The sequence below is a fragment of the Rhodococcus sp. OS5 genome, assembly GCF_056837585.1.
Genome location: NZ_CM166368.1, coordinates 1258857 through 1282722, shown reverse-complemented (window position 1 = coordinate 1282722; position 23866 = coordinate 1258857). Strand labels below are relative to the sequence as shown.

Below are 23866 nucleotides of genomic sequence, written 5' to 3'. Positions count from 1 at the left end.
CTCGTCAGTACTCACAGCGACGACTCCTCGTCAGTACTCACAGCGACGACTCCTCGTCAGTGCCGCTTCGAAGCAATGGCATCATGGCTTCGTTGCAGAGCAGAGAGTGCGCTGGGCAGCGAGTGCGCCACCATCGCAAAAATTGTGTCGACTACCAACAGCTGACCGGTGCGGCTTGCCATCGCAGCCGATCGGAAACCGAATTCTCTACCGGCAGTGAGCAGAACGTGATGTGACTGCACGGCAAGCGTCGATCGTGCCCCTCCGGTGATCGCAGCCGTCGACGCCCCGGTTCGACGCGCAAGGGCAAGTGGTTCCACGACATCCGAAGTCTCACCTGAATGTGAGATCCCCACTGCGATGTCGTCCGGTCCGAGCAAGCTGGCGCTGACCATGGCCGCGTCTCGGTCGAGATGAACCCGGCAGTTGACGTCGATGCGAGAGAGCTTCAACGTGAGGTCTTGCGCGACGATGCCAGAGGCGCCGATGCCGTAGACCTCGACGCGGCGGGCGGATCGAATCCGGGACACAACTTCTTCGAGCGCAGCAGGATCTGTCAATTGCGCCGTGCCCTTGAGTTGTTCGGATTCGAACTCGGCGAGCTTGGCCATCACTTCACCGGCCGAGTCGGCAGCAACGATGTCCACACCGAGCGGAATCGTGTTCTCTGTACCGGACCCGCTGATCGCCGCCAGCGCGAGACGAAGCTGTGGATAACCCTCGAAACCGAGTCGTTTGGCTGTGCGGACCACTGTCGCCGTGCTTGTCGACGCTCGTTCGGCGAGGTCGTTGACCGTCAGGGTGGAGGCCAGACTGGGGTCGGCTTCGATGATTTCGGCGATCCGCAGCTCGGCAGGCGAGAGGCTACTCAGTGATGCACGAATACGAGCAAGCAGGTCGACGGACGCCGGAGCACTCCGGTCCAAAGTCATAACGCCTCGATTCGCATCGTTTTCGGAGCTGACGGCACCGATGTGATTCTAGGCAGCCCACGGCTTCCTGGCGTCAGAGATCCGAGCACACTGGCGTGACGCGCACCGGTGCACGAAGCGATGCTTCCAGGCAATCCGTGTGCGGTGAGATAGCCGAGAACCGCGAAAGCCAATGCTTCCTTGATGTCGGAAGTGACGCCGAGCTCGTCCGAAGAGACAAGCGCGATGTCGCCCAGTTCGTCACGGAGCATCGCCATCAACGTCGGGTTCTTGGTGCCACCGCCTGACACCACCACTTCGGTAGCCGCCAGCGCTTTGACGGAATCGGCGACGGTCCGGGCGGTCAGTGCAGTCAGTGTCGCGACGATGTCGGCCAGAGACAAGGATTCGTAGCCCCGCAGTGCGGCGAGTAGGTAGTCCCGATGGAACAATTCCTTGCCTGTGCTCTTGGGAGCGGGCTGCGCGTAATACGGTTCGCTCAGTAGTTGTGCGAGCAGATCGACGTTCGGTGTGCCCGCTGCGCCCAGAGCACCTCCGAGATCGAACCACTGCTCCCCCGCGGTGAATTCGCTTACCGCAGCGTCGATCAGCGCATTTGCGGGGCCGGTGTCGAAGGCAATCGGTACTGCGGCACCATCTGCCGTCGATGTCGGAGCGCCTCCCGGAGCAGTGACGTTCGCGATGCCACCGAGATTGAGCGCGACGGAACCCGAAGTTCTTCCGTTGAGCCACAATACGTCGAACGCACTGACCAGTGGTGCACCCTGACCACCCGTCGCCACGTCGCGAGAGCGCAGGTCCGACACGACCGTGCATCCGGTCTTCTCGGCTATCCAGGCCGGCTGCCCGAGCTGAAGAGTGCCCTTTACTTGCGCTCCTTCGACCCAGTGGAACATCGTCTGACCATGTGAGGAGATCAATTCCGCACTGCCACCGCACAGTTCCTCGTTCGCCCGCGCAGCCACGGCCGCAAATGCCTGTCCGATCTCGGTGTCGAGTTGGCAGATCTGACCGACAGTGGTGGACGCCGGCGGTACCGCAGCCGCCACCGCAGCCCGCAACTCACCGGAATACGGTTCGCTGACCATGCCCAGTGGGGTGAGCACAAGAGTGTCCCCGTCGATCCGGATGTCTGCTGCGGCAGCATCGATAGCGTCGTACGAAGTACCGGACATCAGGCCGATGACTCTCATGAAATATCCCTTACTCGGATCGTTTCGGCATTCGGAAAAGCTGCGGTCAGTCGACGAGTGCCCGCTTGTGGGCATTTCCTCGCAAGGTACTCAAGGCGATCGCACTGACGGCGCACGTTGCCATCACGAAGTAGGCCGGAATATCGAGATTGGACGTTTCCTTGATCAGCCACGTGATGATCAAACCGGCGCAGCCCGAAAAGACCGCGTTGGACAGGGAGTATGCGAGTCCCAATCCGGTGTACCGAACCGAGGTGGGGAACATCTCGGAGAGCATGGCGGGTCCGGGTCCGGCAACAAGTCCCACTGCGGCGCCGGCGGCAAACACTGCAAATCCCTTGGCTGTCAAAGACGTCTGCTCGTTCTGCAGGACGTTGAGCAGCGGCAGAGCCAAGACCAGAATTATCACGGTGCCGGTGAGCATGACCGCGCGTCGTCCGATGCGATCGCTGAGTCCGCCCGCGATCGGAATGGTCACCGCGAAGCCCGCATTGGCGAGCACGGAAGCAACAAGTGCCTGATGGAAAGTCGCGTTGAGTGAACTCTGAAGATAAGTCGGCATCACGACGAGGAACGTGTAACCGGCAGCAGACCACCCCATCAACCGCCCGATTCCGAGCAGAATCGCCTTGGCTGTCTCTCCGACAGTCGGCTGCACTACAGGCGCCGCTTCATCAGCTGTCGGTTCGGACTGGACTGATCGAGCACGCTCGAACGACGGCGTTTCTTCGAGGCGGAGCCTGAGCCACAGAGCAACCAGACCCATCGGAAGTGCAAGGAGGAACGGAATGCGCCAGCCCCAGTCACCGAGCTGTCCCGGGTCGAGGACAGTGGCGAGGAGTGCTGCGATCCCCGCACCGGCGAGCAGTCCGAGTGCGACGGTGAACGACTGCCACGAGCCGTACAGCCCACGTCGTCCGGGCGGAGCGAACTCGGTCATCACCGACACTGCACCGCCGAACTCACCACCGGCCGACAATCCCTGCAGAATTCGAAGGACCGTCAAGAGAAGCGGTGCCAGAATTCCGACGCTCTCGTAGGTGGGGAGCACACCGATCAGGGTCGTCGCAGCCGACATCAGCAGAAGAACGATCACCAGGGTGGGACGTCGGCCGATGCGGTCACCGAGTCGACCGAACAGCGCGGCCCCCACTGGGCGGAAGAAAAACGCCAACGCAAACGACGCGTAGGTCTTGATCAGGCTTTCGAGGTCGCCGGAGCCGTCGGCGCTGAAGAAGTTCGACGCGATGATCGTCGCGAAGAACCCGTACACACCGAACTCGTACCACTCGATGAAATTTCCGACGGAGCCGGCGACGAGCGCCCTGCGCCGTTTGAGCTGCGCACCATCGTTCCGTGTCTGCACTGTGATGCCCATGCCGTCCTCCGTTGACGAAACCCGAATATGCAACAAAGTTTCATCTGAACGGAGTAGAAATGTCAAGAAGTTTCACGATTGGATTTTTACTACGCCCCGAAGCCTTATGCTCCCGCGAACGTGAATGCCTCCGCCCGTTCGAACTGGTCAGTGGAGTCACCGGAATAGACGGTGCTCTCGTTCGGTCCGAGTCCGAGCTTTCGGACGGGTGTCCCTTCCGCGAGATCCATCGACGCCACGTCCACCCAGAAGGTATTGGGCGTCATCGCCGACTCGAAGAAATAGAGCGTGCGTTTGTGATCGACGACGGTGCGCCAACGGGTCGATGAAATGTTGGGCTCATCGGGAGTCGAAATCCCCAGGGGCACCGACACATTCCGAATAACACTGAAGGTGGATGCCAACGCCGCCCGCGGATCGTCCGTCTGCGGTATCGCATCGACATAGAACGACGCCCGAGCGAATCTGTCAGCGGCACGGTTTGTTCCGGGCAGCATGACGGTCCCGTTGATCTGCTTCCAGTACTCGTTGACGGCGAGTTGCTGATCGAAGATCGGCGAATTGGTCATCACCTGGTACTCACGGCTGTGATGAATCGTCGGGCGTCCACCGACGTACTCGATGATCGCGCTGTCTCCCCCGGCGTCCGAGAGCGACATGTGCAGCGTTGCGAGGCGGTCTTCGCCGGGAACGGCAGCGGTCACTACCGTGAACGGTTCCGACGCGAGTACTTCGACCGCTTCCTGAACTGTCGCAAAGCGATCCAGGACGTATTGCGCCCACGCCGCGATCGACAATCCCGGGGTCGAACCGTCATACGTCGGGTACTCGGACTCGACCAACCACAAGAGATTGGCAGACAGTCCAGCCTCGTTGACCCCGTCGGTCGTGCACATGTCGTAGGCCGTCGCGACAACACTTCCGTATTTCGACGTCCACTGTATCGAGTTCGGACCTGCGCAGCCCCCTCTGGTCATGCCGCGCGGGAAAGCCCAGAGGTTTGTTCCGAGGTCGACCTTCCAATCCATCGATCGAGCAGTGATCACAGTGTCGTTGGGCCCCAAGTAGACCAAGCGTGTACACATCGAAAACTATCCCTTCGTTACGGCGTGACGATATTGAAACTGGGATCGAAGGTATCGAGCAACCCTCCCAGCGTCTCGAGCGCTGATTCGTCTCCGTCGAGCGAAATCTTCCCGGCCTTGGCCAGTTCGGCGGCCGCGCCCGGTTGCAGAAGCGCTCCCACGAGTGCCGCTTTCGGGCCCGAGACCGTCAGTTGTGTGTTCGGTGACGCACCCTTACGTGCATTGAGGACACCGCGCTTGACCCACGCAGTCCATGCCTCGTCGCCGCGATCGGTGAACACGAAATCGATCCGCAGTTCCGCGTCGGTGGCCTTGTCGCCGATGAGATGTATTGCAACGAAGTCGAAGAGGATGTCGATGGGCATCGCGAGGACACTGTCCTGACTTGCCGTGACGTACGGGGCAGGCTGGGCGCCCTCGCGTAGTTCCAATGCGGCCGAGAGATAGATCCCACGCCACTGCGGCCCTTCGGCTTGATAGCCCATCTGCTCGTAGACGTCGGCTTGCAGGTTCCTCGCTTCGGCGTTCTCCGGTTGCGCGAACACCAACTTGTGCAGGATCTCTGCCGCCCATCGGTAGTCCGCGGCGTCGAATGCCCGCTTACCCTCGTCCAGGATCTTCTGCGCGCCAAGGAGATCGACGAACCTCTTCGCCGATTCGACCGGCGGATGAGGATGAAGCGACACCGGATCGCCGTCCCACATTCCCAGTTCCTTGGTGTACACGGCGCGAACGTCGTGGTGCAGAGTGCCGTGATATCCGCGGTTGTACCACTTGCGCCCGAGTTCGTCCGGTAGTTCGATCACCTCGGCAGCTTCGAGCGGCGTGTACCCCTTGTTCGCGAGACGGAGTGCCTGGTCGTGAATGTACTTGTAAGTGTCCCTTTGCGATTCGATGAACGGCACCAGGTTCTCGTTACCCCACACCGGCCACGTGTGCGGTCCGTAGTGAACAGCCGCGTCATCTCCCCACCGTTCGAGAGTCTCGTCCAGATACCGCGCGAAGTTCCGAGCGTCGCGAGTGCGCGCACCTCTTAAGGTCTGGATGTTGTGGAGCGAATGATTGGCGTTCTCCGCACAGGTCAGCGCGGCGAGTTCGGGGATCCAGATGTGCATTTCCTCCGGGGCCTCGGTATCCGGCGCATACAGGAACTCGAATTCCAGACCGGCGATCTCACGCTTCGTTCCGGTCTCCGTGATGCTGTCGGTCGGCGAAATATACGAGATCTGAGGGCCTTTGGTGCTGAGCACACCGATTCCGCAAGAGACTGCCCCTTTCGGGCCGAGGTCGAGCAATCCACCGAAGGCATAGAAAGACCGCCGGGCCATGGCATTGCCGGCTACAACGTTCTCACCGATCGCGAACTTGTCGAACGACGCGATCGTGCCCGGTGCGATGATCGGAACTCGCCCGGACGTCACGTCGTCCAGATCGACGATCCCTTTGACTCCGCCGTAGTGGTCGATGTGGGTGTGCGTGTAGATGATCGCCGAAACTGGCTTATCGCTGACGTGCTCACGAATCATCTTCATACCCTGGCGCGCCGATTCGACCCCCGCCATACAGTCGATGACGATCAGTCCCTCGCCACCTTCGACAACCGTCAAATTTGCCAGGTCGTTGTTCCGTACCTGGTAAAGGCGATCCGTCACCTGATACAGACCACCTCGGCGCATCAGTTGTCCTTGACGCCACAGGCTCGGATTGACTGTCTCCGGCGCGGCAACATCGTCACCGAGGTATGCCATCGCATCGGGATCGAAGACCGTATGCCCGTCATCGGCGACAACCTTGCCCGGCAACGGAGCGATCAATCCTCGATCCGCGTCGGCAAAATCCTGCCGGTCGTCCATGGCATACCGTGCGACTGCCTCGCGATTCGCCGTGACTGTGGCCGGTGTTGCGTCCTTAGGTGTCTGGCACATGGCACTCCCCGCTCGGATACGACGATCTGATACCCCATCATCTGTATCGGTTGGGCACGCGCTTGGAATCACCCGCGCAGGGTGAAGCTCCCACGAACACGCGAGGTGATCAGCCGGGGAGTTCCTCGGAATTCCGAGATGCGAGTGCAATCACCAGGACCGCGATCCCACATCCGGCAACCAGGATCCATCCCGACCTCGATGCCTGCGCGACATCCACCGATGCACTGCCGCCGATGATGCCACCGGCCAGCGCAACACCGAGAGCAGCACCGAATTGGCGTGCACTGGAGGTTATTCCACCAGCAAGCCCCGCCTGCGATCTCGGCAACCCGTTGACGGCGGTGTTGGTGATCGGGGCATTCGAGAATCCGAATCCGATACCGAGGAACAGGTAAGCGGCCAAGAGCATCGGAATCGCCGTGTTGTTGTCGAGCGAGACCAGGCACAGCCCGCCGAGTGTCGTGAAGCTACCAGCAATGAGTAGCGGCCGCCGCGGGCCGAAGCGTCCGACGAGTATTCCGGACAACGGCGCGCAGACCGTTGCCGCAACAGCCATCGGAAGGGTGATCGCGCCGGCCAGTGCCGGACTCATTCCGCGGGAGTGCTGCAAGTAGAACGTGCCGAGCAGTAGCGTCACGTTCAACGCCACGAACACCACGACAGCGCCGACCACAGCCGACGAGAACGTTCTGCGGCGAAAGAGTGCCAGATCCATCAGTGGCTCGCGCTTGCGTGATTCGACGCGGATGAATGCGGCCAACGCTGCAGCAACAACGACATACCCTGCCGTCGCCGCGGCAGAGAACCATCCGATTCGCGGACCCTCGATCAGAAGGGCGACCGCCCCGCCGACAAGAATCACCAGTAGCAACTGACCGGGAAGATCGAGTCGTCGCGACTGCTGCGCTCGGGACTCCGGTACAAACACAGCAGTCAGGGCGAGCACGGCCAAGATCACGGGCGCGTTGATCCAGAAAACCGATCGCCAGCCGAAACTTTCGATGAGCACGCCGCCGACGATCGGACCTGCCGCCATACTCAGACCGAAGACCGCGGCCCACACCCCGATTGCCTTGGCCCGCTCCTTCGGGTCGGTCATCACGTTGACGACGATCGCCAAGGCAACCGGACTGAGCATCGACCCGCCGACGCCTTGGACGATCCGCGCCGCGATCAACATCTCGACGGACGGAGCGAGCGCGCAGGCAATCGACGCCACCCCGAAAACCACCAGACCGATCTGAAAGACTCGTCTCCTGCCGAAACGATCGGCCACTGCTCCGGACGAGATCAGCAAGCTCGCCAGGACGAGTGTGTATGCGTTGACGACCCATTCCAGACCACGGGTTCCCACGCGAAATCCCTCACCGATCGTCGGCAGGGCCACGTTGACGATGGTGGTGTCCAACCCGACGACGAACAGGCTCGTGCAGCAGATCGCCAGGATGCCCCATCGCCGCCGTGCATCAAGTCCGATCACTTGCGGTTCGATCCCGCTCGAAGGTTTCATGGTCGGACTCCATCTCTCGAAGTGCTCTGCCGTACTCGACTGTCGAAAGGATCGTTGCTCTCCAGCGTCCGAAGTCGGTAAGAATTTTGCGGAAACTGCAAAGATGGACGGCATGGATGCTGAATTCGAGCAGTTGATCACCGATATCGGACCGAGACTGCGCACGCTCCGACGCGATCGCGGATTGACCCTCGAGGGCCTGTCCGAAGCCACCGGCATCTCTGTCAGCGCACTCTCACGCCTCGAATCGGGGAAGCGTCGTCCCACCCTCGATCTGCTGTTGCCGCTTGCCCGAGCGCACCGGGTCGCGCTGGACCAACTCGTCGGCGCCCCCGCTACGGGCGATCCTCGGGTCCATCTCACCCCGAGCCGACGCAAGAACGGCAGTGCCGTCGTTCCGTTGACGCGCTATCCCGGCCGCGTGCAGGTCTTCAAGCAGGTGATCGGTCCGCGTCCACCGAAGCTGGTCACCCACGCCGGCTACGAATGGCTCTACGTCCTCGCCGGGGATCTGCGTCTCATCCTGGGGGCGAACGAGGTTCTCTTACACCCCGGGGAAGTCGCGGAGTTCGACACTGCCGAGCCCCACTGGTTCGGGCCTACCGATGAACAGGTGGTGGAAATCTTGCATCTTTTCGGCCCGCAAGGCGAGAAGGCACATGTGCGCACGAAGGCAAAAACTACTACTGCACAAGACCTGGTTCCCGAAAGTTAGTTCACTGCATGCGTTTTCAATCGGTTCGACAGTGTGTGAGCGTGCTCGAGGAGCAGCGTTCCCAACTCGGCATGACGCGCGGGCCGGAAGCGTGTTTCCACTCCGGTCAGGCTCAGCGCCCAGGCCGGGCGACCGTTGCGATCGAACACCGCGGCACCCATCCCCCAGCTTCCCTCGACGATGAGGGCTGGATTGACCGCGTACCCGGTGACACGCGTCGACTCGATTCGCTCACGGATTGATGCCTCACTGTGGATCTCACCCCATTCCGATTCCAGATTCACTCGGGCGAAATAGTCGTCGACATCCCGCGTCGGTAGATGGCTCAAGATGGCAAGCCCCGCCGACGCGACCCCCAACGGGAATCGCTTCCCCTCGTGCAGCACGTGAGATCGCAGTGGAAAACTGCCTTCCTGACTCAGGATGCAGACGGTCTCGTCACCTCGGCGTGCCGACAGGAAGGCGCTCTCCCCCGTGACCCGGGCAAGTTCGTCGACGACGTCGCGGGCCCGGTCGGTGATGTCGTACCGATTTCCGGCCGCCGCCCCCAGGAGGTACAACTCTGGGCCGAGAGACCACCGACCGGTTCGTGCGTCACGGTCGACCAGTCCTTCGGCAGCCAGGGACGTGAGCAGTCGGTGCGCAGTGGGCCGAGCGAGGCCGGTGACCTTGCCCAATTCCGTGGTGGAAGTGCCCGTTGGTTCGGACGCGCCGAGGGCTCGCAGAAGTGCAGCCACCCGCGCGACCATGGCCGGCGATTGCCCGTGAGTTGGCATGCAGCCATCCTAGCGTCCATTCAATGAACGAAATTCCTTCAGACGATCAGTAGTCGATCAGTTCTCGGTTGATGTTCGAGATTCCTTGAACCTGTGAACTGGAGATAGTTCACTGGATATCGAAGTGAGTGAGTGTCTACTCAATGAACGCTTGGCAGGGAGAGAACATGACAGCAAAGGTGTACGAGTCCGCAGCGGAGGCGGTCGCCGACATCGTCGACGGCGCAACGCTGGCTGTCGGCGGATTCGGCTTGTGCGGCATCCCCGACGTGTTGATCGACGCGATCGCAGCTACGAGTGCAACCGAGCTCGAGGTGTTCTCCAACAACTGCGGCGTCGACGATCACGGTCTCGGAATCTTGCTGAGCGCCGGCCGTATCCGACGAGTGACCGCGTCGTACGTCGGTGAGAACAAGGAGTTCGCCCGGCAGTACCTGGCCGGCGAACTCGAAGTGGAACTGACGCCGCAGGGAACGCTCGCTGAGCGTCTGCGCGCCGGCGGAACCGGAATCCCGGCATTCTTCACACCGGCCGGAGTGGGTAGCCCCATCTCCGACGGCGGAATGCCGTGGCGCTACGACGCCGACGGCTCGATCGCTATTGCATCGCCTCCGAAGGAGACTCGCGTCTTCGGAACCAAGCGTTACGTGATGGAAGAGGCGATCAACGCCGACTACGCACTCGTGCACGCCGTTCTCGGAGACACCGACGGCAACCTCGTGTTCGACAAGACCGCGATGAACTTCAACCCGCTCGCCGCGATGGCGGGACGGGTCACCATCGCGCAGGTGGAACGTCTGGTCGAGCCCGGTGAAATCGACCCGGCATCGGTGCACCTGCCCGGAGTCTTCGTGCAGAGAATTGTGCACACCGGCCCTCAGAACAAGCGAATCGAAAAGCGAACCGTCAGCGCTTCGGAAGGAACCTCACGATGACCGCACCAGTGACAGTGACGGGTTGGACGCGCCAGCAGATGGCAGCGCGGGCGGCTGCAGAGATGATCGACGGGGAGTACGTCAATCTCGGAATCGGCCTTCCCACACTGATTCCCGGATACCTGGGCTCGGACGTTCGTGTGGTCCTGCACTCGGAGAACGGAATTCTCGGCACCGGACCGTATCCCACCGAGGACAACGTCGATCCTGACCTCATCAACGCCGGCAAAGAGACCGTGACCGTCAACCCCGGTGCAGCATATTTTGATTCGGCCCTCTCGTTCGGGATGATCCGCGGCGGCCACATCGACACCGCAGTCCTCGGCGGTATGCAGGTGTCGAAGACGGGTGACCTCGCAAACTGGATGGTCCCCGGCAAGATGGTCAAGGGCATGGGCGGCGCAATGGACCTGGTCCACGGTGCCCGGCGTGTCATCGTCGTCATGGAGCACAACGACCGCGACGGCAACCCCAAGATCGTCGACGCGTGCACCCTGCCCCTGACCGGCCAGGGCGTGGTGAATCGGATCATCACCAACCTCGCCGTCATCGACGTGAGCGACGAAGGCCCACTCGTCCTGCGTGAACTCGCCCCCGATGTCAGCGTCGAAGACGTAGTCGCCGCAACCGGCACCGAACTGAAAGTTGAACTGGCATGACCGACACGACCACTGTGATTGTCGCGGGAGCTCGTACCCCGATGGGTCGACTCCTCGGATCGTTGAAAGACCTCTCCGGGTCCGACCTCGGCGGCATCGCCATCAAAGGCGCCCTCGACAAGTCCTCAGTCGCACCCGAACAGGTCGACTACGTCATCATGGGACAGGTCCTCACCGCCGGCGCCGGCCAGATGCCCGCCCGCCAAGCCGCCGTCGCCGCCGGCATCCCCATGAACGTCCCCGCCCTGAGCATCAACAAAGTGTGCCTCTCCGGCATCGACGCCATCGCCCTCGCCGACCAACTCATCCGCGCCGGCGAATTCGACATCGTCGTCGCCGGCGGGCAGGAATCGATGTCCCGCGCACCCCACATGCTCGAAAAAAGCCGCGAAGGCTTCAAATACGGCGACGTCACCCTCCGCGACCACATGGCCTACGACGGCCTCCACGACATCTTCACCGACCAGGCCATGGGCCTGCTCACCGAACAAGTCAACCAACACGAAACCGCCCACATCACCCGCGCCGAGCAGGACGCCTTCGCCGCCGCCTCACACCAGAACGCGGCCCGCGCCTGGAAAGACGGCCTCTTCGACAACGAAGTCGTCCCCGTCTCCATCCCCCAACGCAAGGGCGAGCCCATCGTCTTCGCCCAGGACGAAGGCATCCGCGCCGACACCACCACCGAATCCCTCGGCAAACTGCGTCCCGCGTTCAGCAAAAACGGCACCATCACCGCCGGCTCCGCCTCCCCGATCTCCGACGGCGCCGCCGCCGTGATCGTGATGAGCAAAACCAAAGCCGAAGAACTCGGCCTGACCTGGATCGCGGAAATCGGCGCCCACGGCGTCGTCGCCGGACCCGACTCCACCCTCCAGTCCCAACCCGCCCGGGCCATCGCCAAAGCCTGCGCGAAGGAAGGCATCGACCCCACCGACCTCGACCTCGTCGAAATCAACGAAGCATTCGCCGCCGTCGGGATCGCCTCCACCCGCGAACTCGGCCTCGACCCCGCCAAGGTCAACGTCAACGGCGGCGCCATCGCCGTCGGCCACCCCCTCGGCATGTCCGGCGCCCGCATCGCCCTGCACCTCGCCCTCGAACTGCAACGCCGCGGCGGCGGCATCGGCGCAGCCGCACTCTGCGGCGGCGGCGGACAAGGCGACGCACTCATCGTCCGCGTCCCCAAGGCGTAATTACTTCCTGCTGACCAGACAGGTCGCCGAGCCCTCATCATGCTCGGCGACCTGTCTGTTTCGTGCCGGAGGTTATTGGTGATCGAGCGTCGTCGAGCGGTTACGCAGCAACGTCTCGATCTCCGATCGCCGGTACCTCCGATGCCCGCCAAGCGTTCTCAGAGTGCCGACTTTGCCCTCCCTCGCCCATCTGGACACCGTGGTCCTGTCGACGTGGAACAGTGCTGCAACCTGTTTGGTCGTCAGCCACTCGTCGACAGGTGCTGTGTGCTCTTCTTCTCGGCTCATTGACAGTCATTCGTAGCTGCCGACTGAATGGATGGGTCCGACGATGAATTGGCAACCCCTGGCGTGCTGTGAAAGACTCGCTGCAAAACTTTACTATTCCTTGGGGAAATAATGTCGAAGTCGGTAACTCTGATCCGTTCCACGTCACTCTCTTCGGTGGCTGAATATGCCTATGCAGCAACGGCTCCCGCCGAGGCCCGACTGATCTTCCTGGCCGGATCCTGCCCGTTGAACGAGGACGGCTCTACTGCCGCCATCGGTGACTACGCAGGACAGGCAGCCAAGGCCGTCGACAACCTGAGAACAGCTCTCTCGGACGCGGGCGCGTCCATCACCGACGTGATCAACACCCGCGTCCTGGTGGCGTCGAGCAATCAAGCCGACCTCGTTGCGGCGTGGGAGGTAGTCCGCGACGCGTTCGGTGATCACGACGCCCCGAGCACTCTGATGGGTGTGACCGTTCTCGGTTACGACGATCAACTGGTCGAGATCGAGGCAATCGCGGCCGTCGTCGACTGAACTCGAACCGAACCGGGCGTTCCTACCGAGGATCTTCATGAGCAAGGGCCCGGTAGCCCTTTGCCCCCGCGCGATCCACTGCGGCTCGCACAACAGCGAAGATGGCTCCCTGCAGGGCTGCGGCGATCAGGACTTCCTTGCTCGACCTGCTCAAGTCTTTGGGCTCGGGCGCATTCTTGTCGTCACCGATGCGCTTCCACACCTGCTGGAAGACAGCGCCGGCCAAGATGCCGCCCAGGACGCTGGTCGCCAGTGAGAGTGGCTTGTACATCGCTTTCGATACTGCGCTCATTGCGCGGATCCTCCGTGGTTCGATACGTACCGCCTGAGCGGCTGACCGACTCTCACTACCCAGCAGGCGAGGTGTCGAAACATTGCACCGGCAAGGCACGAAGACGACTGTCGCACGTTGTGTTCCACGGGTTTGCCACTTCTCGAGCCGGGTAGGATCGTCTTAGCGAAAGAAGGTTGTGTAAGTCATGGAAAACTACAGAATCGAACTACCGGACGGTACAACGGTGATGGAAGATTTCGTCTCGGATCGCGCCGCAATCGCATACGCGGTCGATCTGAATCACGGTTGTAGCGAGAAAGTCTCGGTATTCCGTATCACCGCCGAGGGAGAAACCATCCCGACTCGGATGTGCCCCAAGCCGAATCCTGGTTCTCGGCGTCGCGCGCGAAGCGTCCGATAGAAGCCGGTCAAGAAGCGTCGAGGCGCGGAAAGAGCGTCTCCCTTGCAAGCAGCAGCAAGGCCGCAGCGACCGGAATCGCCAGCAACGCACCGACAATACCGAGCAACGCTCCACCCAACAGAACCGCGACAACGGTCACCAGTGCCGGGACCGCCACCGTCTTCCCGATGATCTTCGGAACGAGCAGGTAGTCCTCGAGCAGACGTAACGCAATGAAGAACGCAACTGTCGCCAATGCCGTTGGGACAGAGACTGTCAGGGAGACCAGGGCGACGACAACCCCTGCGATCGTGGAACCGACTATCGGGATCAGATCGAGCAGAGCGACCAGCAGCGCCAGGATCAACGGATACGGCACGTCGAAGATCAACAACCACGCGAAGGTGCACACTGCGGTGATCACGGAGATCAGAACATTGCCGAGGACGTACCCACCCACACCTGCCAGTATCTGATCACCGATGGCGATTGCTCGTGGCCGCCGCGAATGTGGCACCAGCCGATACAGATTCGTGCGGATTCGTGGGTAGTCGATCAAGAAGTACGTCGTCAGTACAGCAACGATTCCAGCGTCGGCGACTGCGCTGAACACCGCCCGCCCCGCTCCGAGCAAACCCGTCGCGAGCGCAGACCCCGAACCGTCCAGTTGGATGGTGAGGTGCTCCTCGAGGTGATACTTCTCGTCGAGGTCGCTGACGATCGGATACCGGTCACGAATGTGTGTCAGAAGTTCGGGAGCGTGTGATGCGAACTGACGTCCCTGCTCGACCAGCGGGGTGATCGCAGCAACCAGAAACAGCGCCAACATCACTGCAATTCCGAGGAGTACCACGGTGACTGCGATCCAGCGCCGGAAATGTCTCCGCTCCAGCCAGACGATCATCGGTTCGATGCCCACCGCGAGAAACAGCGCGACCACGATCAGGATCAGCATGCCTCGCGCCGCCAGGAGCACTTCGATCACCGCGTACGTCACGGCAACACCGGCCGCCGCGCTCAGACCGATGAAGAACGGTGAACGACGATCGAATCTCGGCCCCGGTTCGCCCAGCGGCCGGACGGGAGTCGCCAATGCTGCGGCTTCACGTTCGGCTTCCGCCATCGGATCTGCCGCTTTGACTTCACTGTCGGAGTCCGGTGAGGTGTCCGCGGAACTGGGATCCATTCAAGCCACCTCACGATCCGCGCGACTTCCCGGCACGGGAGTGAGTACCCGTGCCGTGGCCGGATCAACCTCGAGGCTTCTCCGCTCCGCTTCGGGTCAGCGCGAGACCGGTTCCTACCACTCCGATGATCGACACAGCGATGGCGATGCTGGGCCAACCGTCGCTCTGCCAGTAGACGTCGTCGAGAGTGATCAGTAACGCAGCCTCGTCGACGATGAGCCCGAGTGCGATGCCCAACGCGATGCCCATCCATGTTCTTGCGCGAGGGCTTCGGTCTACGAGTCCGAAGATCGCCACCCCGGCCAACAGCAGAATTCCCCATAGATAGTGATGCAGATGAGTGCCACCGGCGCTGATGTCGCCGACGTCTCTGGTGTCGATCTGGATCAACCACGTCACCAGACGTGCTCCGCCGAACGTCAACGTGAAGGCCACCCACGCCAACACCAAACCGCGGCGCGATTCGTCAACCTGATTCCATCTGCGAGGGAATCTGAATCGCTCGGCAGATTTCTCTTCGTCATGGTCTCGAGAAAGCATCCTTCATGTTTACCCGATGCCGCTCAGATCGATAATTTGGGGTAGAGAGACCGAAAACCAGTTGGAGCACAAAAAGCGGTACCCGATCTCCGAAGAGATCGGGTACCGCCTTCTCAGCTACTCGCGCAGTATTGATCAATACCAGACTTTTCGTCCGCCCACTGCGCGCCCGGTAGCACCGAGGATGGACAAAACTGCACCTACGACGACCAAGATGATGCCGACGGTGGTCAGAATGCTCAACCCCGTGAAAAAGCCGATCAACGCCAGAATAATGCCGAGAACAATCATGTGAGAACCTCATCCGGTATGCGTATCAAAATGATCTACTCAACTGACGCTACTACAGAAACTTCACAATCGATAAATCCGATAAATACATTCATAAATGCGAAACTCGTATTACTACCCAATAGTGTCACCGTTAAAACATCAGCCTTTCTCCTATCTCTACGTCATAGTTCCACGTCCTCGATCTTCGCCTCGACCGCCGGCGTGATGTGGCTCAACACGCAGCACCAACGACCGTCTCGCCGCGCGAACACGTCGGTGGTCCACTCGTCGGCGTCGTATTGTCTGCCGCCGTAGTGCGCGGTATTGACGATCCGCGTGGTGAACAGTGCGACGTCACCGAAGAAACGCACGCGAGCGCTCCCGACGCGGTCCATCGCCGAATGAGTCAGGTCGCCCGAGGCCACGAAACCCAGGAACTCCGCTTTGGTCGACACTCCGGATTCCGAGACGATCACCCAGTCGTCTGCCATGAAATCGCCGATCCGTTCGGCGTCGTTCGAGCACATCGCGACGTTCCACTCGTCTGCGACAGCGACCAATGCCGCACTCTCCTGATCCGACATGTCTTCTCCCTCTACCGTCGTCACCCTCGGCGGGTGATGCCCCGACGGCAGGGTTCCCGCAGGGTGGACTTCGAACCGACGTGCACGACGAGAGGGCAGAGATGACAGACACCAGTCGCACCGAGCTTGCAGCTCAGGGGTATATCTACGGATTCCCCCTCGTTTTCAATCTCGACCAGGTCCATCGGTATGTTCACAACGGTGTCGGAGCGAACCCCGCCGCACCTTTCAACACCTTCAGCCACGCCCGCACACTGGCCGGGCCGGCAGACACTTTCGTCACGATCAACAACGACACCGTGTACTCCATGGCGCAGATCGACCTCTCTGTCGGCCCCGTTGCGCTGCACGTCCCCGATACCGATGGCCGTTACTACGTCCTCCAGTTCGTGGACGCCTGGACAAACAATTTCGCTTACGTCGGGCATCGGGCCACCGGCACGAAGAGCGGAGACTTCCTTCTCGTCCCACCCACCTGGACGGGAACCCCGGCGGACCAGACCACGGTGATCAGATTTCCCACGAACATTGCGTCGATCGTGGGCCGCTGGGCATGCGGTGGCGACGACGACCTCCCTGCGGTGCACGCCTTGCAGGACGCCACCACACTGACCGTCGTCGACTCCACCGGAAACTCGGCGGGTCTCCCAGTGCCCGAACCCGGGGTAAGCCAGGACCTCCTGTTCCTCGAGAAACTCCGCATCTGGTCACAGGCGTTTCCGCCGGCCCCACGCGATCGAGAACTCCAGGATTCCTTCTCCCCGATCGGAATCGACGAGCCCGGGGCCTCTCCCTATAGCTCACACTCTGCCGCTTCACTCTCTGCCGACGAGGCAGCCGCGTTGGCTGACGGATTGACGATCGGTGAGAAGAACCTGCTCGAGGCCCTCACCAAAGGCTCCAGCCCCGAAGTCAACGGATGGAAGCTCACATTCCACGCCTTCGACTACAACCTCGACTACTTCGAGGTCGGCACAATCGACGATCCACAATTCAAGATCGCCGATCCCAAGTTGCGCATCGTCGAACGCGCCGCGGCTGCCAAGGGCGGGCTGTGGGGCAACCACCCTTACGAAGCGGCGTACATCATGACCTACGTCGACGATCAGGGCGAGCAGTTGAACGGAAACCAGACCTACACAATAAGACTCGACCCCACTCCGCCGGTGAGCGCCTTCTGGTCGCTGACGATGTACTCGGTGCCGGACTTCTTCCTCGTGGCGAACCCCGTCGACCGATACTCGATCGGCGACCGCACTCCAGGAATCGTCCACGACGCCGACGGTGCGTTGACGATCACGATCAGCCACGAGGAGCCGAAAGATCCCACGGCGAAGGCAAACTGGCTGCCCGCACCGCGCGGGGATTTCCGACCGGTACTGAGAATGTACGAACCTTCGCCCGCCGTGCTCGATCAGTCCTACGTCGTCCCCGCCATCACTCGCTCGCAAGAATGACGGCTCGCGTCTGACGGCCTGCCTGTGCGGGCCGTCAGACGGACTCAGAATCAGGCGTGTGTGCCGCCGTCGACACGGATCTCCGTGCCCGTGATGAAGGCACCATCGTCGGATGCCAACATCGCGATAACTCCCGCAACACTTTCCGGCCCGGCCATGGGGGCACCACCGGACTCCAGATCAGTGCTCAGAATCGGTGACAACTTGCCGAAGAGCGACCAGTCGGTGTCTTCCGGCAAGTACGACGCCGTAGTGTCGGTGATCCCGCTCTTCACACTGCCCGGAGCCACCGCGACGGCACGCAGACCCTGCTTGCCGTATTCGAGAGCCAGTGCGTGAGTGAAGGACTGGATTCCTCCCTTACTTGCGGCATACGCGGCCATGTACGGGTGCGCAAAGGCCGCGGAGGTGGAACTGAAATTCACCACGACTGCGTTGCCGGTGGCAAGGAGAGCCGGCAGTGCCTGGCGGGTAACGAGGAAAGTGCCCGTCAAATTCACGGAGAGCACCTGATTCCACAGGTCCAGCGAGGTCTCGTGGGTGTGCCCACCACGCAGTATCCCGGCGGCGTTGACCAGTACGTCCAATCCCCCGAGAGACGAAATCGCCTGACCCACAACCCTGATGACGGAACCCTCGTCACCGATATCGACGACGAGGGTGTCGAGGCGATCCTCCGTCGAAGCATGTTCTGCCGATTTCCGGGTGTTCGCCAAACCCTGCTCGGAGATGTCGGCAGCGACCACGCGGCCACCTTCGGCGAGCAACCGCAGCGCGGTGGCCTGCCCGATTCCAGATCCTGCGCCGGTGACGAGAATACGACGACCTTCGAAACGATTCATTGCTGTGTACCTTTCACGAAAACGAGTTGGCTGGCATTCCAGGCTCGGTGGCGCCGACACTCACAACTCACCCGCGAGAAACTTCAGGTACGGGAAATGCGCAGCACTGCAACAGGTGTGGCACTGCGAAATCTCGGCGAGGCAATGCTCGCCGAAGTGGCGAATGTCAGACGGATCCGGCCGGTGCGGCCAAGGCTCTTTCGATCCAGACAAGACCGGACGGGCGGCGGTCGATCGCCTTACGCCCACGTCGGAAAGTCGCTACGCCGAATCGGGCCGTGCGCAGTGCACGGCCGGAAGCGAGAGAACAGCGGCGTATGGACATCACAGGCACGGTAGCAGCGCCGGCACCACTCGCTCAACCGCGTCGTTTCGAGACCCGAATCATTCAGGTAATCAGATGTCACTTCTGGACAACTCGCTCGACTTAGGTAGCACTAACCTGGCGGCATCCCGAAAACCCGATCCAGGAGCACAGTCGATGACACATGCAGACGCCTCGCGCACAACAACTCCCCCGACGACCGTCCTACGGACCGCTGACCACAATCGCGGACTCAACGACGTTCTCGCGATCGTCGAAGCACTGGAGCGACCGAGCGATCACCTGCTGCGGATCACGGCTCGTTTGACGGAGTCGACCGACGATCCGACCTGGTCACGCCCGAATGTGACCGTACGCATGAATCTCGGGCCGGCCTTCGACGACGCTTCGCGCGTGTACACGGTGCGTTCCTACGATTCAGCGAGCGGATCGATCGTCGTCGATGTGGTCCTGCACGGACAGACCAGTCCGATGATGAGGTGGGCAGCAGCGTTGGCCGTCGGTGACACCTTCGGCCTCACCGGTCCGCGGCCACACTTCTTGATCCCTGATGTTCCTGGTCGACGTATCGCACTTTTTCTGGACGGCACCGCAATACCCGCATTGCACTCGATCATCGAGCAGTTGCCTACCGACGTCGTCGGAATCGGCTGGGTCACAACAGATGACGAGGTCGCCTTCGCCGAACTGCCCGCCCTCCCCGGCCTGGAGCTTCACCGCGTGAGCGCAGATCCGGCCGAGCCCGACGGCCCACTGGCGGTACGAGCACGCGAGCTCGCCAATCCCGCGAGCTACGTCGTGTGGGGCGCCGGTGAACGCAACGAGATGCGCGCAATCCGGAAGCACTTTCGATCGACCGTCGGACTCGACAAAAACGACGTCGCGATATTCGGATATTGGAAGGAGGGCGTCAGCAACACCGAAATCGACCTCCGTCGACGCGAGAACTACGAGCGCATCCTCGCCGACGGCGGAACCCTCACCGACATCGACGACCTGGCCATCGAGATCTGATTGCCTCACACCAGCCGACCTGACCGGCGGTGCACTGCGGTGATAAGTTCCTCTGTGCCAGCGGACCTCCACACAGGGGGTCAGGGAATCCGGTGTGAATCCGGAACTGACGCGCAGCGGTGAGGGTGACCGCCCGGGCTTACGCCACTGGATGAGAATCTGGGAAGGCGCTCGGGTGGGGCGATCTCGAGTCCGAATACCGGCTGGCAGCAGGGGTCAACAGGCGCCTGTTCACACGGTAACGGGCTCCGCGAACGAGCCCCTGCGAGAACGAGATTCCATGCGTCTGTCCAGACTTCGCCTACCCGCCGCCGCCGTCGCTGCCCTGTTGAGCGCGTCGTTGGTTGCCTGCTCCTCCGACGACAGTGCTGCCCGACAATCCAACTCTTCCGAACAATCGCGCGTGACAGTCCAGAACTGTGGCCGAGACGTCACGGTGGAGCGACCGATCGAACGGGCAATCGCGGTAAATCAACCTGCAGCAGAGATGCTGTTCGCGCTGGGAGTGCAGGACCGGATGGCCGGGTACGCCATGAGCGATGACGATGTCCTCCCAGAACTGCGCGAGGCGCGTGGTCAGGTCCAGGCGTTCGACACCGAGTTCCCGTCATTCGAAAGTGTCCTCGAACGCGAACCGGACATGGTCTACACGACGTTCAACTACACGTTCACCTCGGAGGGCATCGCCGACCGGATCAAGTTCACCGACCTCGGTGTCGCGACATATCAGTCACCCAGCGAGTGCACCGGTCAGGATGCCGAGCAGAGCAAGGCCCTCACGCTCGACGACTTGTACGACGAAATCGACGACGTGGCAACACTGTTCGATGCCAAGGACAAAGGTGTCGAGCTCACCGAGAGTTTGAAGGATCGCGCGGCCACCGCCACGGCGGCACTGGGAGCTGAGGACGTGACGCTGGCGTGGTGGTACGCAGCCACGAAGACTCCGTACTTCGCCGGGTGCTGCGGTGCACCGGGAATCATGACCGACGCGGTGGGTGCGAAGAACGCCTTCGACGACAACAAGCAGTATTGGCCCGAAATCGGTTGGGAGAGTGTGCTCGATCGAGACCCGACCGTGCTGGTGCTCGCAGATCTCGACCGCGGTGGAGACGGCGACAGTGCCGCAGACAAGATCGCGTTCCTCGAATCGGACCCGGTCGCCAGCAAGCTCACCGCAGTGAAGAACAAGCGTTACATCATCCTCGAAGGAACGACGATGGATCCCTCGATCCGCAATGTCGGTGGCATCGAACAGCTCTCCGACGGGCTGCGCCAGTTGGGTGTGGTCTAGATGTCCGCGGAGATCTGTGAACTGGTGCGTCGGTGGGACGACCAGCAGGCGGCATACATCGCCGACCGTGAGAAGCGCTTCGACGTGATTCTCGACGTTCTCGAATTGCAGCACGCGCACACCCCGTTCACGGTTGTCGACCTGGCCTGCGGGCCGGGTTCACTGAGCGCCCGGATTCTCGAGAAGTTCGAGCATGCGAGCGTTGTGGGGATCGACTACGACCCGATGCTGCTGGAGCTCGCCCGCCAGTCGTCGACGCGTTTCGGTGACCGACTGCAGCTGATCGACGCAGATCTGGCGGGAGCCGATTGGCCGAATTCGGTGGCTGCGCCGGTTCAGGCGATAGTGTCGACAACCGCGCTGCACTGGTTGCAACCGCAGCAGCTCGTCGAGGTGTACCGGCAGTGCCGCGAACTGCTGAGTCCGGACGGAGTCCTGCTCAACGGTGATCACTTTCGTTTCGACAGCCGCTTCCCTGTCATCGAGCGATGGGCGAAGGCTCACGACGAGCAGACGCAACGCTCCGCCTTTGCTGCCGGTGCTCCCGAGTGGGAGAGCTGGTGGGAGGAGTTGCGGGCAACTCCCGGCATCGGACCAATGACCGACGAGCGAGAGCGCAGATTCGCCGGACGTGACGCCACTGCGCCCACGGCCGTCGACTTCCAGTTGGCGGCGCTCGCGCAAGCAGGTTTTCGGGAGTCGGGGACGGTCTGGCAGCTGTTCGACGACTACGTGGTCTACGGCGTGAGATGACGACAAGAGTTCGGCTGCGTGACAACCCGACGACCGTCACCCTGCTGTGGATGATCGGTGTTGTCACGCTGGCCGGATCGGCTGCCGTGGCAATCACGTTGGGGCCGGCCGGTCTGTCGGTCGGTGAGGTGGCTTCGATCGTCGTCGGCCATCTCGGCGGTACCGCGGCGGACGTCACCCCTATCCGTGACGGCATCGTCTGGGACCTCCGTCTGCCGCGTACCCTGCTCGCCGCGCTCTGCGGTGCCGGTCTCGGGTTGTGCGGTGCGATCATGCAGTCGCTGCTTCGCAATCCGCTGGCCGATCCGTTTGTCCTCGGTATCTCGTCCGGCGCCTCGACCGGTGCCGTACTGATCGTGATCCTCGGAGTCGGGTCGGGAGTGATCGGCTTGTCGAGCGGCGCCTTCATCGGCGCGGTGATCTCCTTCGCCCTTGTGTTGCTGCTCGCCCATGCGGCCGGCGGCACGCCGGATCGGGTGATCCTGGCCGGTGTCGCCGCGACCCAACTGTTCTCCGCGCTCACCTCGTTCATCGTCATCACCTCGGCCGATCCCGAGCAGACCCGCGGCGTGATGTTCTGGCTCCTGGGCTCACTCGGCGGCGCCGACTGGCTCGACGTCGCACTCTGCGCTGCGGTGGTCGCAGTCGGCCTCGCGGTCTGTCTGACTCACTCCCGCGCACTCGACGCCTTTGCCTTCGGCGAGGACGCGGCGTCGTCGCTGGGGGTGAACGTGTGGCGGGTGCGTATGACCCTGTTGTTGGCAACAGCCTTGATGACCGCGGTGATCGTGAGCGTCGCAGGTGCCATCGGCTTCGTGGGCCTGGTCCTCCCGCACGCGGCGCGGGCTCTCGTCGGTTCGAACCACCGCCGACTCCTGCCCGCGTCCGCACTGATCGGCTCCATCTTCCTTGTCTGGGTCGACGCTGTGGCACGCACAGCCATTGCGCCGCAGGAACTCCCGGCCGGTGTGGTGACCGCGCTGGTCGGTGTGCCTGCGTTTGCCGTCATCCTCTGGAGACGGAAGGCCAGGCCATGACACTCGAAGCTACCGGCGTCAGTTGGCGGGTCGGCGGGGCGCTCATAGTCGACGACCTCGACGTCTCGCCTACAACCGGAAGTACGGTGGGGCTTCTCGGCCCCAACGGTTCGGGGAAATCGACGCTGCTGAAACTGCTTGCCGGGCACAATCGTCCGACATCCGGTGTCGTGACCCTGGACCGAACCCCGTTGTCCGACTGGAAACGCCGCGACATCGCGCGTCGGATCGCGACCGTTGATCAGCACAGCAACACCGAGATCGATCTGACGGTCGCGGAGGTAGTCGAACTCGGACGCACACCTCACCGCGGACTGTGGGGTGGGCAGTCGGATTCCGATCGCGACGCCGTTCGGGCAGCGATCGAACACACCGACCTCGCCGGCATGCTGGACCGGTCGTGGCACACCCTGTCCGGCGGGGAGCGCCAACGCGTCCAGATCGCGCGCGCCCTCGCTCAGGAACCTCATGAGTTGCTACTCGACGAGCCGACCAATCACCTGGACATCAACCATCAACTCGAATTGCTCGCGCTCGTGCGACGCCTCCCCACCACCACGATCATGGCATTGCACGATCTGAATCTGGCCGCCATGTTCTGCGATTCGATAGTGATGCTGAACCGGGGATCCATCGTTGCCCACGGAAGCCCGACCGAGGTCCTCACCGCTGACCTGATAGCCGAGGTCTACCAGGTCGACGCCGAGGTTCGCCTGGACGGTCCCGGCGGAGTACCTACCGTGCGATACCTTCCGCCTTGCCACATGTAACC

General features: G+C 62.0%; 27 protein-coding genes and 1 riboswitch. Of the genes, 12 read left to right on the top strand and 15 right to left on the bottom strand.

The annotated features are described in order from the left end of the window. Positions 1 to 56: 56 nt before the first annotated feature. The 6 genes from ACVZUB_RS05930 to ACVZUB_RS05905 all read right to left on the bottom strand — a co-directional run bounded on the left by ACVZUB_RS05930 (position 57) and on the right by ACVZUB_RS05905 (position 8026). Positions 57 to 932 carry a MurR/RpiR family transcriptional regulator gene (locus ACVZUB_RS05930; RefSeq protein ID WP_003941452.1) on the bottom strand — a complete coding sequence of 292 codons (876 nt, stop codon included), beginning with the start codon at positions 930 to 932 and terminating at the stop codon, positions 57 to 59. Beyond that, positions 929 to 2125 carry an anhydro-N-acetylmuramic acid kinase gene (locus ACVZUB_RS05925; protein WP_042452394.1) on the bottom strand — a complete coding sequence of 399 codons (1197 nt, stop codon included), beginning with the start codon at positions 2123 to 2125 and terminating at the stop codon, positions 929 to 931. The genes ACVZUB_RS05930 and ACVZUB_RS05925 overlap by 4 nt, the downstream gene beginning before the upstream one ends. 46 nt (positions 2126 to 2171) lie before the next feature. Further along, positions 2172 to 3503: an MFS transporter gene (locus ACVZUB_RS05920; RefSeq protein ID WP_338927692.1), complete on the bottom strand. Its 1332-nt coding sequence runs from the start codon at positions 3501 to 3503 to the stop codon at positions 2172 to 2174. 104 nt (positions 3504 to 3607) lie between these two features. Continuing rightward, entirely contained in the window at positions 3608 to 4588 is a 981-nt protein-coding gene (locus ACVZUB_RS05915; RefSeq protein ID WP_081557465.1) for a linear amide C-N hydrolase, read from the bottom strand. A gap of 17 nt (positions 4589 to 4605) precedes the next feature. Next, on the bottom strand, positions 4606 to 6513 hold the full coding sequence (locus ACVZUB_RS05910; RefSeq protein WP_482628226.1) for an alkyl/aryl-sulfatase: 1908 nt from the start codon (positions 6511 to 6513) through the stop codon (positions 4606 to 4608). A 109-nt stretch (positions 6514 to 6622) separates the two neighbouring features. After that, positions 6623 to 8026 (bottom strand): MFS transporter, encoded by a 1404-nt coding sequence (locus ACVZUB_RS05905; RefSeq protein ID WP_482628225.1) that lies wholly within the window; start codon positions 8024 to 8026, stop codon positions 6623 to 6625. 112 nt (positions 8027 to 8138) lie between these two features. On the opposite strand from ACVZUB_RS05905, the gene ACVZUB_RS05900 reads away from it, so the two are divergent. Further along, positions 8139 to 8741 (top strand): helix-turn-helix domain-containing protein, encoded by a 603-nt coding sequence (locus ACVZUB_RS05900; RefSeq protein WP_482628524.1) that lies wholly within the window; start codon positions 8139 to 8141, stop codon positions 8739 to 8741. Here the strand turns inward: ACVZUB_RS05900 and ACVZUB_RS05895 are convergent. Next, entirely contained in the window at positions 8738 to 9517 is a 780-nt protein-coding gene (locus ACVZUB_RS05895; RefSeq protein ID WP_165639149.1) for an IclR family transcriptional regulator, read from the bottom strand. The two genes, ACVZUB_RS05900 and ACVZUB_RS05895, sit on opposite strands and share 4 nt — an antisense overlap. Positions 9518 to 9684: 167 nt before the next feature. On the opposite strand from ACVZUB_RS05895, the gene ACVZUB_RS05890 reads away from it, so the two are divergent. Genes ACVZUB_RS05890 through ACVZUB_RS05880 form a run of 3 tightly spaced genes read left to right on the top strand, consistent with a single transcriptional unit; the run spans position 9685 to position 12307 of the window. Continuing rightward, a complete protein-coding gene (locus ACVZUB_RS05890; protein ID WP_172827097.1) occupies positions 9685 to 10452 on the top strand; it encodes a CoA transferase subunit A in 768 nt (255 codons plus the stop codon). Then, a complete protein-coding gene (locus ACVZUB_RS05885; protein ID WP_020906493.1) occupies positions 10449 to 11111 on the top strand; it encodes a 3-oxoacid CoA-transferase subunit B in 663 nt (220 codons plus the stop codon). The genes ACVZUB_RS05890 and ACVZUB_RS05885 overlap by 4 nt, the downstream gene beginning before the upstream one ends. Then, on the top strand, positions 11108 to 12307 hold the full coding sequence (locus ACVZUB_RS05880) for an acetyl-CoA C-acetyltransferase (protein ID WP_482628224.1): 1200 nt from the start codon (positions 11108 to 11110) through the stop codon (positions 12305 to 12307). Before ACVZUB_RS05885 ends, ACVZUB_RS05880 begins: the two co-directional genes overlap by 4 nt. 72 nt (positions 12308 to 12379) lie before the next feature. Here ACVZUB_RS05880 and ACVZUB_RS05875 read toward each other — a convergent pair whose 3' ends face one another. After that, positions 12380 to 12595, bottom strand: a complete 216-nt coding sequence (locus ACVZUB_RS05875) for a BldC family transcriptional regulator (protein WP_003945782.1) — start codon at positions 12593 to 12595, stop codon at positions 12380 to 12382. Positions 12596 to 12706: 111 nt separating this feature from the next. On the opposite strand from ACVZUB_RS05875, the gene ACVZUB_RS05870 reads away from it, so the two are divergent. Next, positions 12707 to 13114 (top strand): RidA family protein, encoded by a 408-nt coding sequence (locus ACVZUB_RS05870; RefSeq protein ID WP_019747226.1) that lies wholly within the window; start codon positions 12707 to 12709, stop codon positions 13112 to 13114. A gap of 22 nt (positions 13115 to 13136) precedes the next feature. On the opposite strand, the gene ACVZUB_RS05865 is transcribed toward ACVZUB_RS05870, so the two are convergent. Beyond that, on the bottom strand, positions 13137 to 13406 hold the full coding sequence (locus tag ACVZUB_RS05865) for a DUF4235 domain-containing protein (protein ID WP_003945929.1): 270 nt from the start codon (positions 13404 to 13406) through the stop codon (positions 13137 to 13139). Positions 13407 to 13593: 187 nt separating this feature from the next. Here ACVZUB_RS05865 and ACVZUB_RS05860 point away from each other — a divergent pair, with 187 nt between their 5' ends. After that, positions 13594 to 13809 (top strand): hypothetical protein, encoded by a 216-nt coding sequence (locus ACVZUB_RS05860; protein WP_003945874.1) that lies wholly within the window; start codon positions 13594 to 13596, stop codon positions 13807 to 13809. A gap of 7 nt (positions 13810 to 13816) precedes the next feature. On the opposite strand, the gene ACVZUB_RS05855 is transcribed toward ACVZUB_RS05860, so the two are convergent. The 4 genes from ACVZUB_RS05855 to ACVZUB_RS05840 form a co-directional block, all read right to left on the bottom strand. Continuing rightward, a complete protein-coding gene (locus tag ACVZUB_RS05855) occupies positions 13817 to 14974 on the bottom strand; it encodes an AI-2E family transporter (RefSeq protein WP_482628223.1) in 1158 nt (385 codons plus the stop codon). Between the two features lie 64 nt (positions 14975 to 15038). After that, a complete protein-coding gene (locus tag ACVZUB_RS05850; RefSeq protein ID WP_003945539.1) occupies positions 15039 to 15515 on the bottom strand; it encodes a hypothetical protein in 477 nt (158 codons plus the stop codon). A 135-nt stretch (positions 15516 to 15650) separates the two neighbouring features. Next, entirely contained in the window at positions 15651 to 15806 is a 156-nt protein-coding gene (locus tag ACVZUB_RS05845; protein ID WP_003945564.1) for a DUF6131 family protein, read from the bottom strand. 164 nt (positions 15807 to 15970) lie between these two features. Then, positions 15971 to 16372 carry a nuclear transport factor 2 family protein gene (locus ACVZUB_RS05840; RefSeq protein ID WP_007734703.1) on the bottom strand — a complete coding sequence of 134 codons (402 nt, stop codon included), beginning with the start codon at positions 16370 to 16372 and terminating at the stop codon, positions 15971 to 15973. Between the two features lie 101 nt (positions 16373 to 16473). On the opposite strand from ACVZUB_RS05840, the gene ACVZUB_RS05835 reads away from it, so the two are divergent. Next, entirely contained in the window at positions 16474 to 17829 is a 1356-nt protein-coding gene (locus tag ACVZUB_RS05835) for a DUF1254 domain-containing protein (RefSeq protein WP_209448387.1), read from the top strand. 50 nt (positions 17830 to 17879) lie between these two features. On the opposite strand, the gene ACVZUB_RS05830 is transcribed toward ACVZUB_RS05835, so the two are convergent. Next, entirely contained in the window at positions 17880 to 18671 is a 792-nt protein-coding gene (locus ACVZUB_RS05830; protein WP_404650589.1) for an SDR family NAD(P)-dependent oxidoreductase, read from the bottom strand. A gap of 166 nt (positions 18672 to 18837) precedes the next feature. Continuing rightward, positions 18838 to 18996 carry a hypothetical protein gene (locus ACVZUB_RS05825; RefSeq protein ID WP_155419158.1) on the bottom strand — a complete coding sequence of 53 codons (159 nt, stop codon included), beginning with the start codon at positions 18994 to 18996 and terminating at the stop codon, positions 18838 to 18840. Positions 18997 to 19152: 156 nt separating this feature from the next. Here ACVZUB_RS05825 and ACVZUB_RS05820 point away from each other — a divergent pair, with 156 nt between their 5' ends. The 5 genes from ACVZUB_RS05820 to ACVZUB_RS05800 all read left to right on the top strand — a co-directional run bounded on the left by ACVZUB_RS05820 (position 19153) and on the right by ACVZUB_RS05800 (position 23864). After that, positions 19153 to 20010, top strand: coding sequence for a siderophore-interacting protein (locus ACVZUB_RS05820; RefSeq protein ID WP_217018460.1), 858 nt, complete (start codon positions 19153 to 19155; stop codon positions 20008 to 20010). Between the two features lie 41 nt (positions 20011 to 20051). After that, positions 20052 to 20232: riboswitch (cobalamin riboswitch) on the top strand. A 58-nt stretch (positions 20233 to 20290) separates the two neighbouring features. Next, a complete protein-coding gene (locus ACVZUB_RS05815; RefSeq protein ID WP_482628222.1) occupies positions 20291 to 21304 on the top strand; it encodes an ABC transporter substrate-binding protein in 1014 nt (337 codons plus the stop codon). Beyond that, positions 21305 to 22057 carry a methyltransferase domain-containing protein gene (locus ACVZUB_RS05810; RefSeq protein WP_475845981.1) on the top strand — a complete coding sequence of 251 codons (753 nt, stop codon included), beginning with the start codon at positions 21305 to 21307 and terminating at the stop codon, positions 22055 to 22057. Further along, on the top strand, positions 22054 to 23094 hold the full coding sequence (locus ACVZUB_RS05805) for a FecCD family ABC transporter permease (RefSeq protein ID WP_482628221.1): 1041 nt from the start codon (positions 22054 to 22056) through the stop codon (positions 23092 to 23094). Before ACVZUB_RS05810 ends, ACVZUB_RS05805 begins: the two co-directional genes overlap by 4 nt. Then, positions 23091 to 23864 (top strand): ABC transporter ATP-binding protein, encoded by a 774-nt coding sequence (locus ACVZUB_RS05800; RefSeq protein WP_064074086.1) that lies wholly within the window; start codon positions 23091 to 23093, stop codon positions 23862 to 23864. Before ACVZUB_RS05805 ends, ACVZUB_RS05800 begins: the two co-directional genes overlap by 4 nt. Positions 23865 to 23866: the final 2 nt, after the last annotated feature.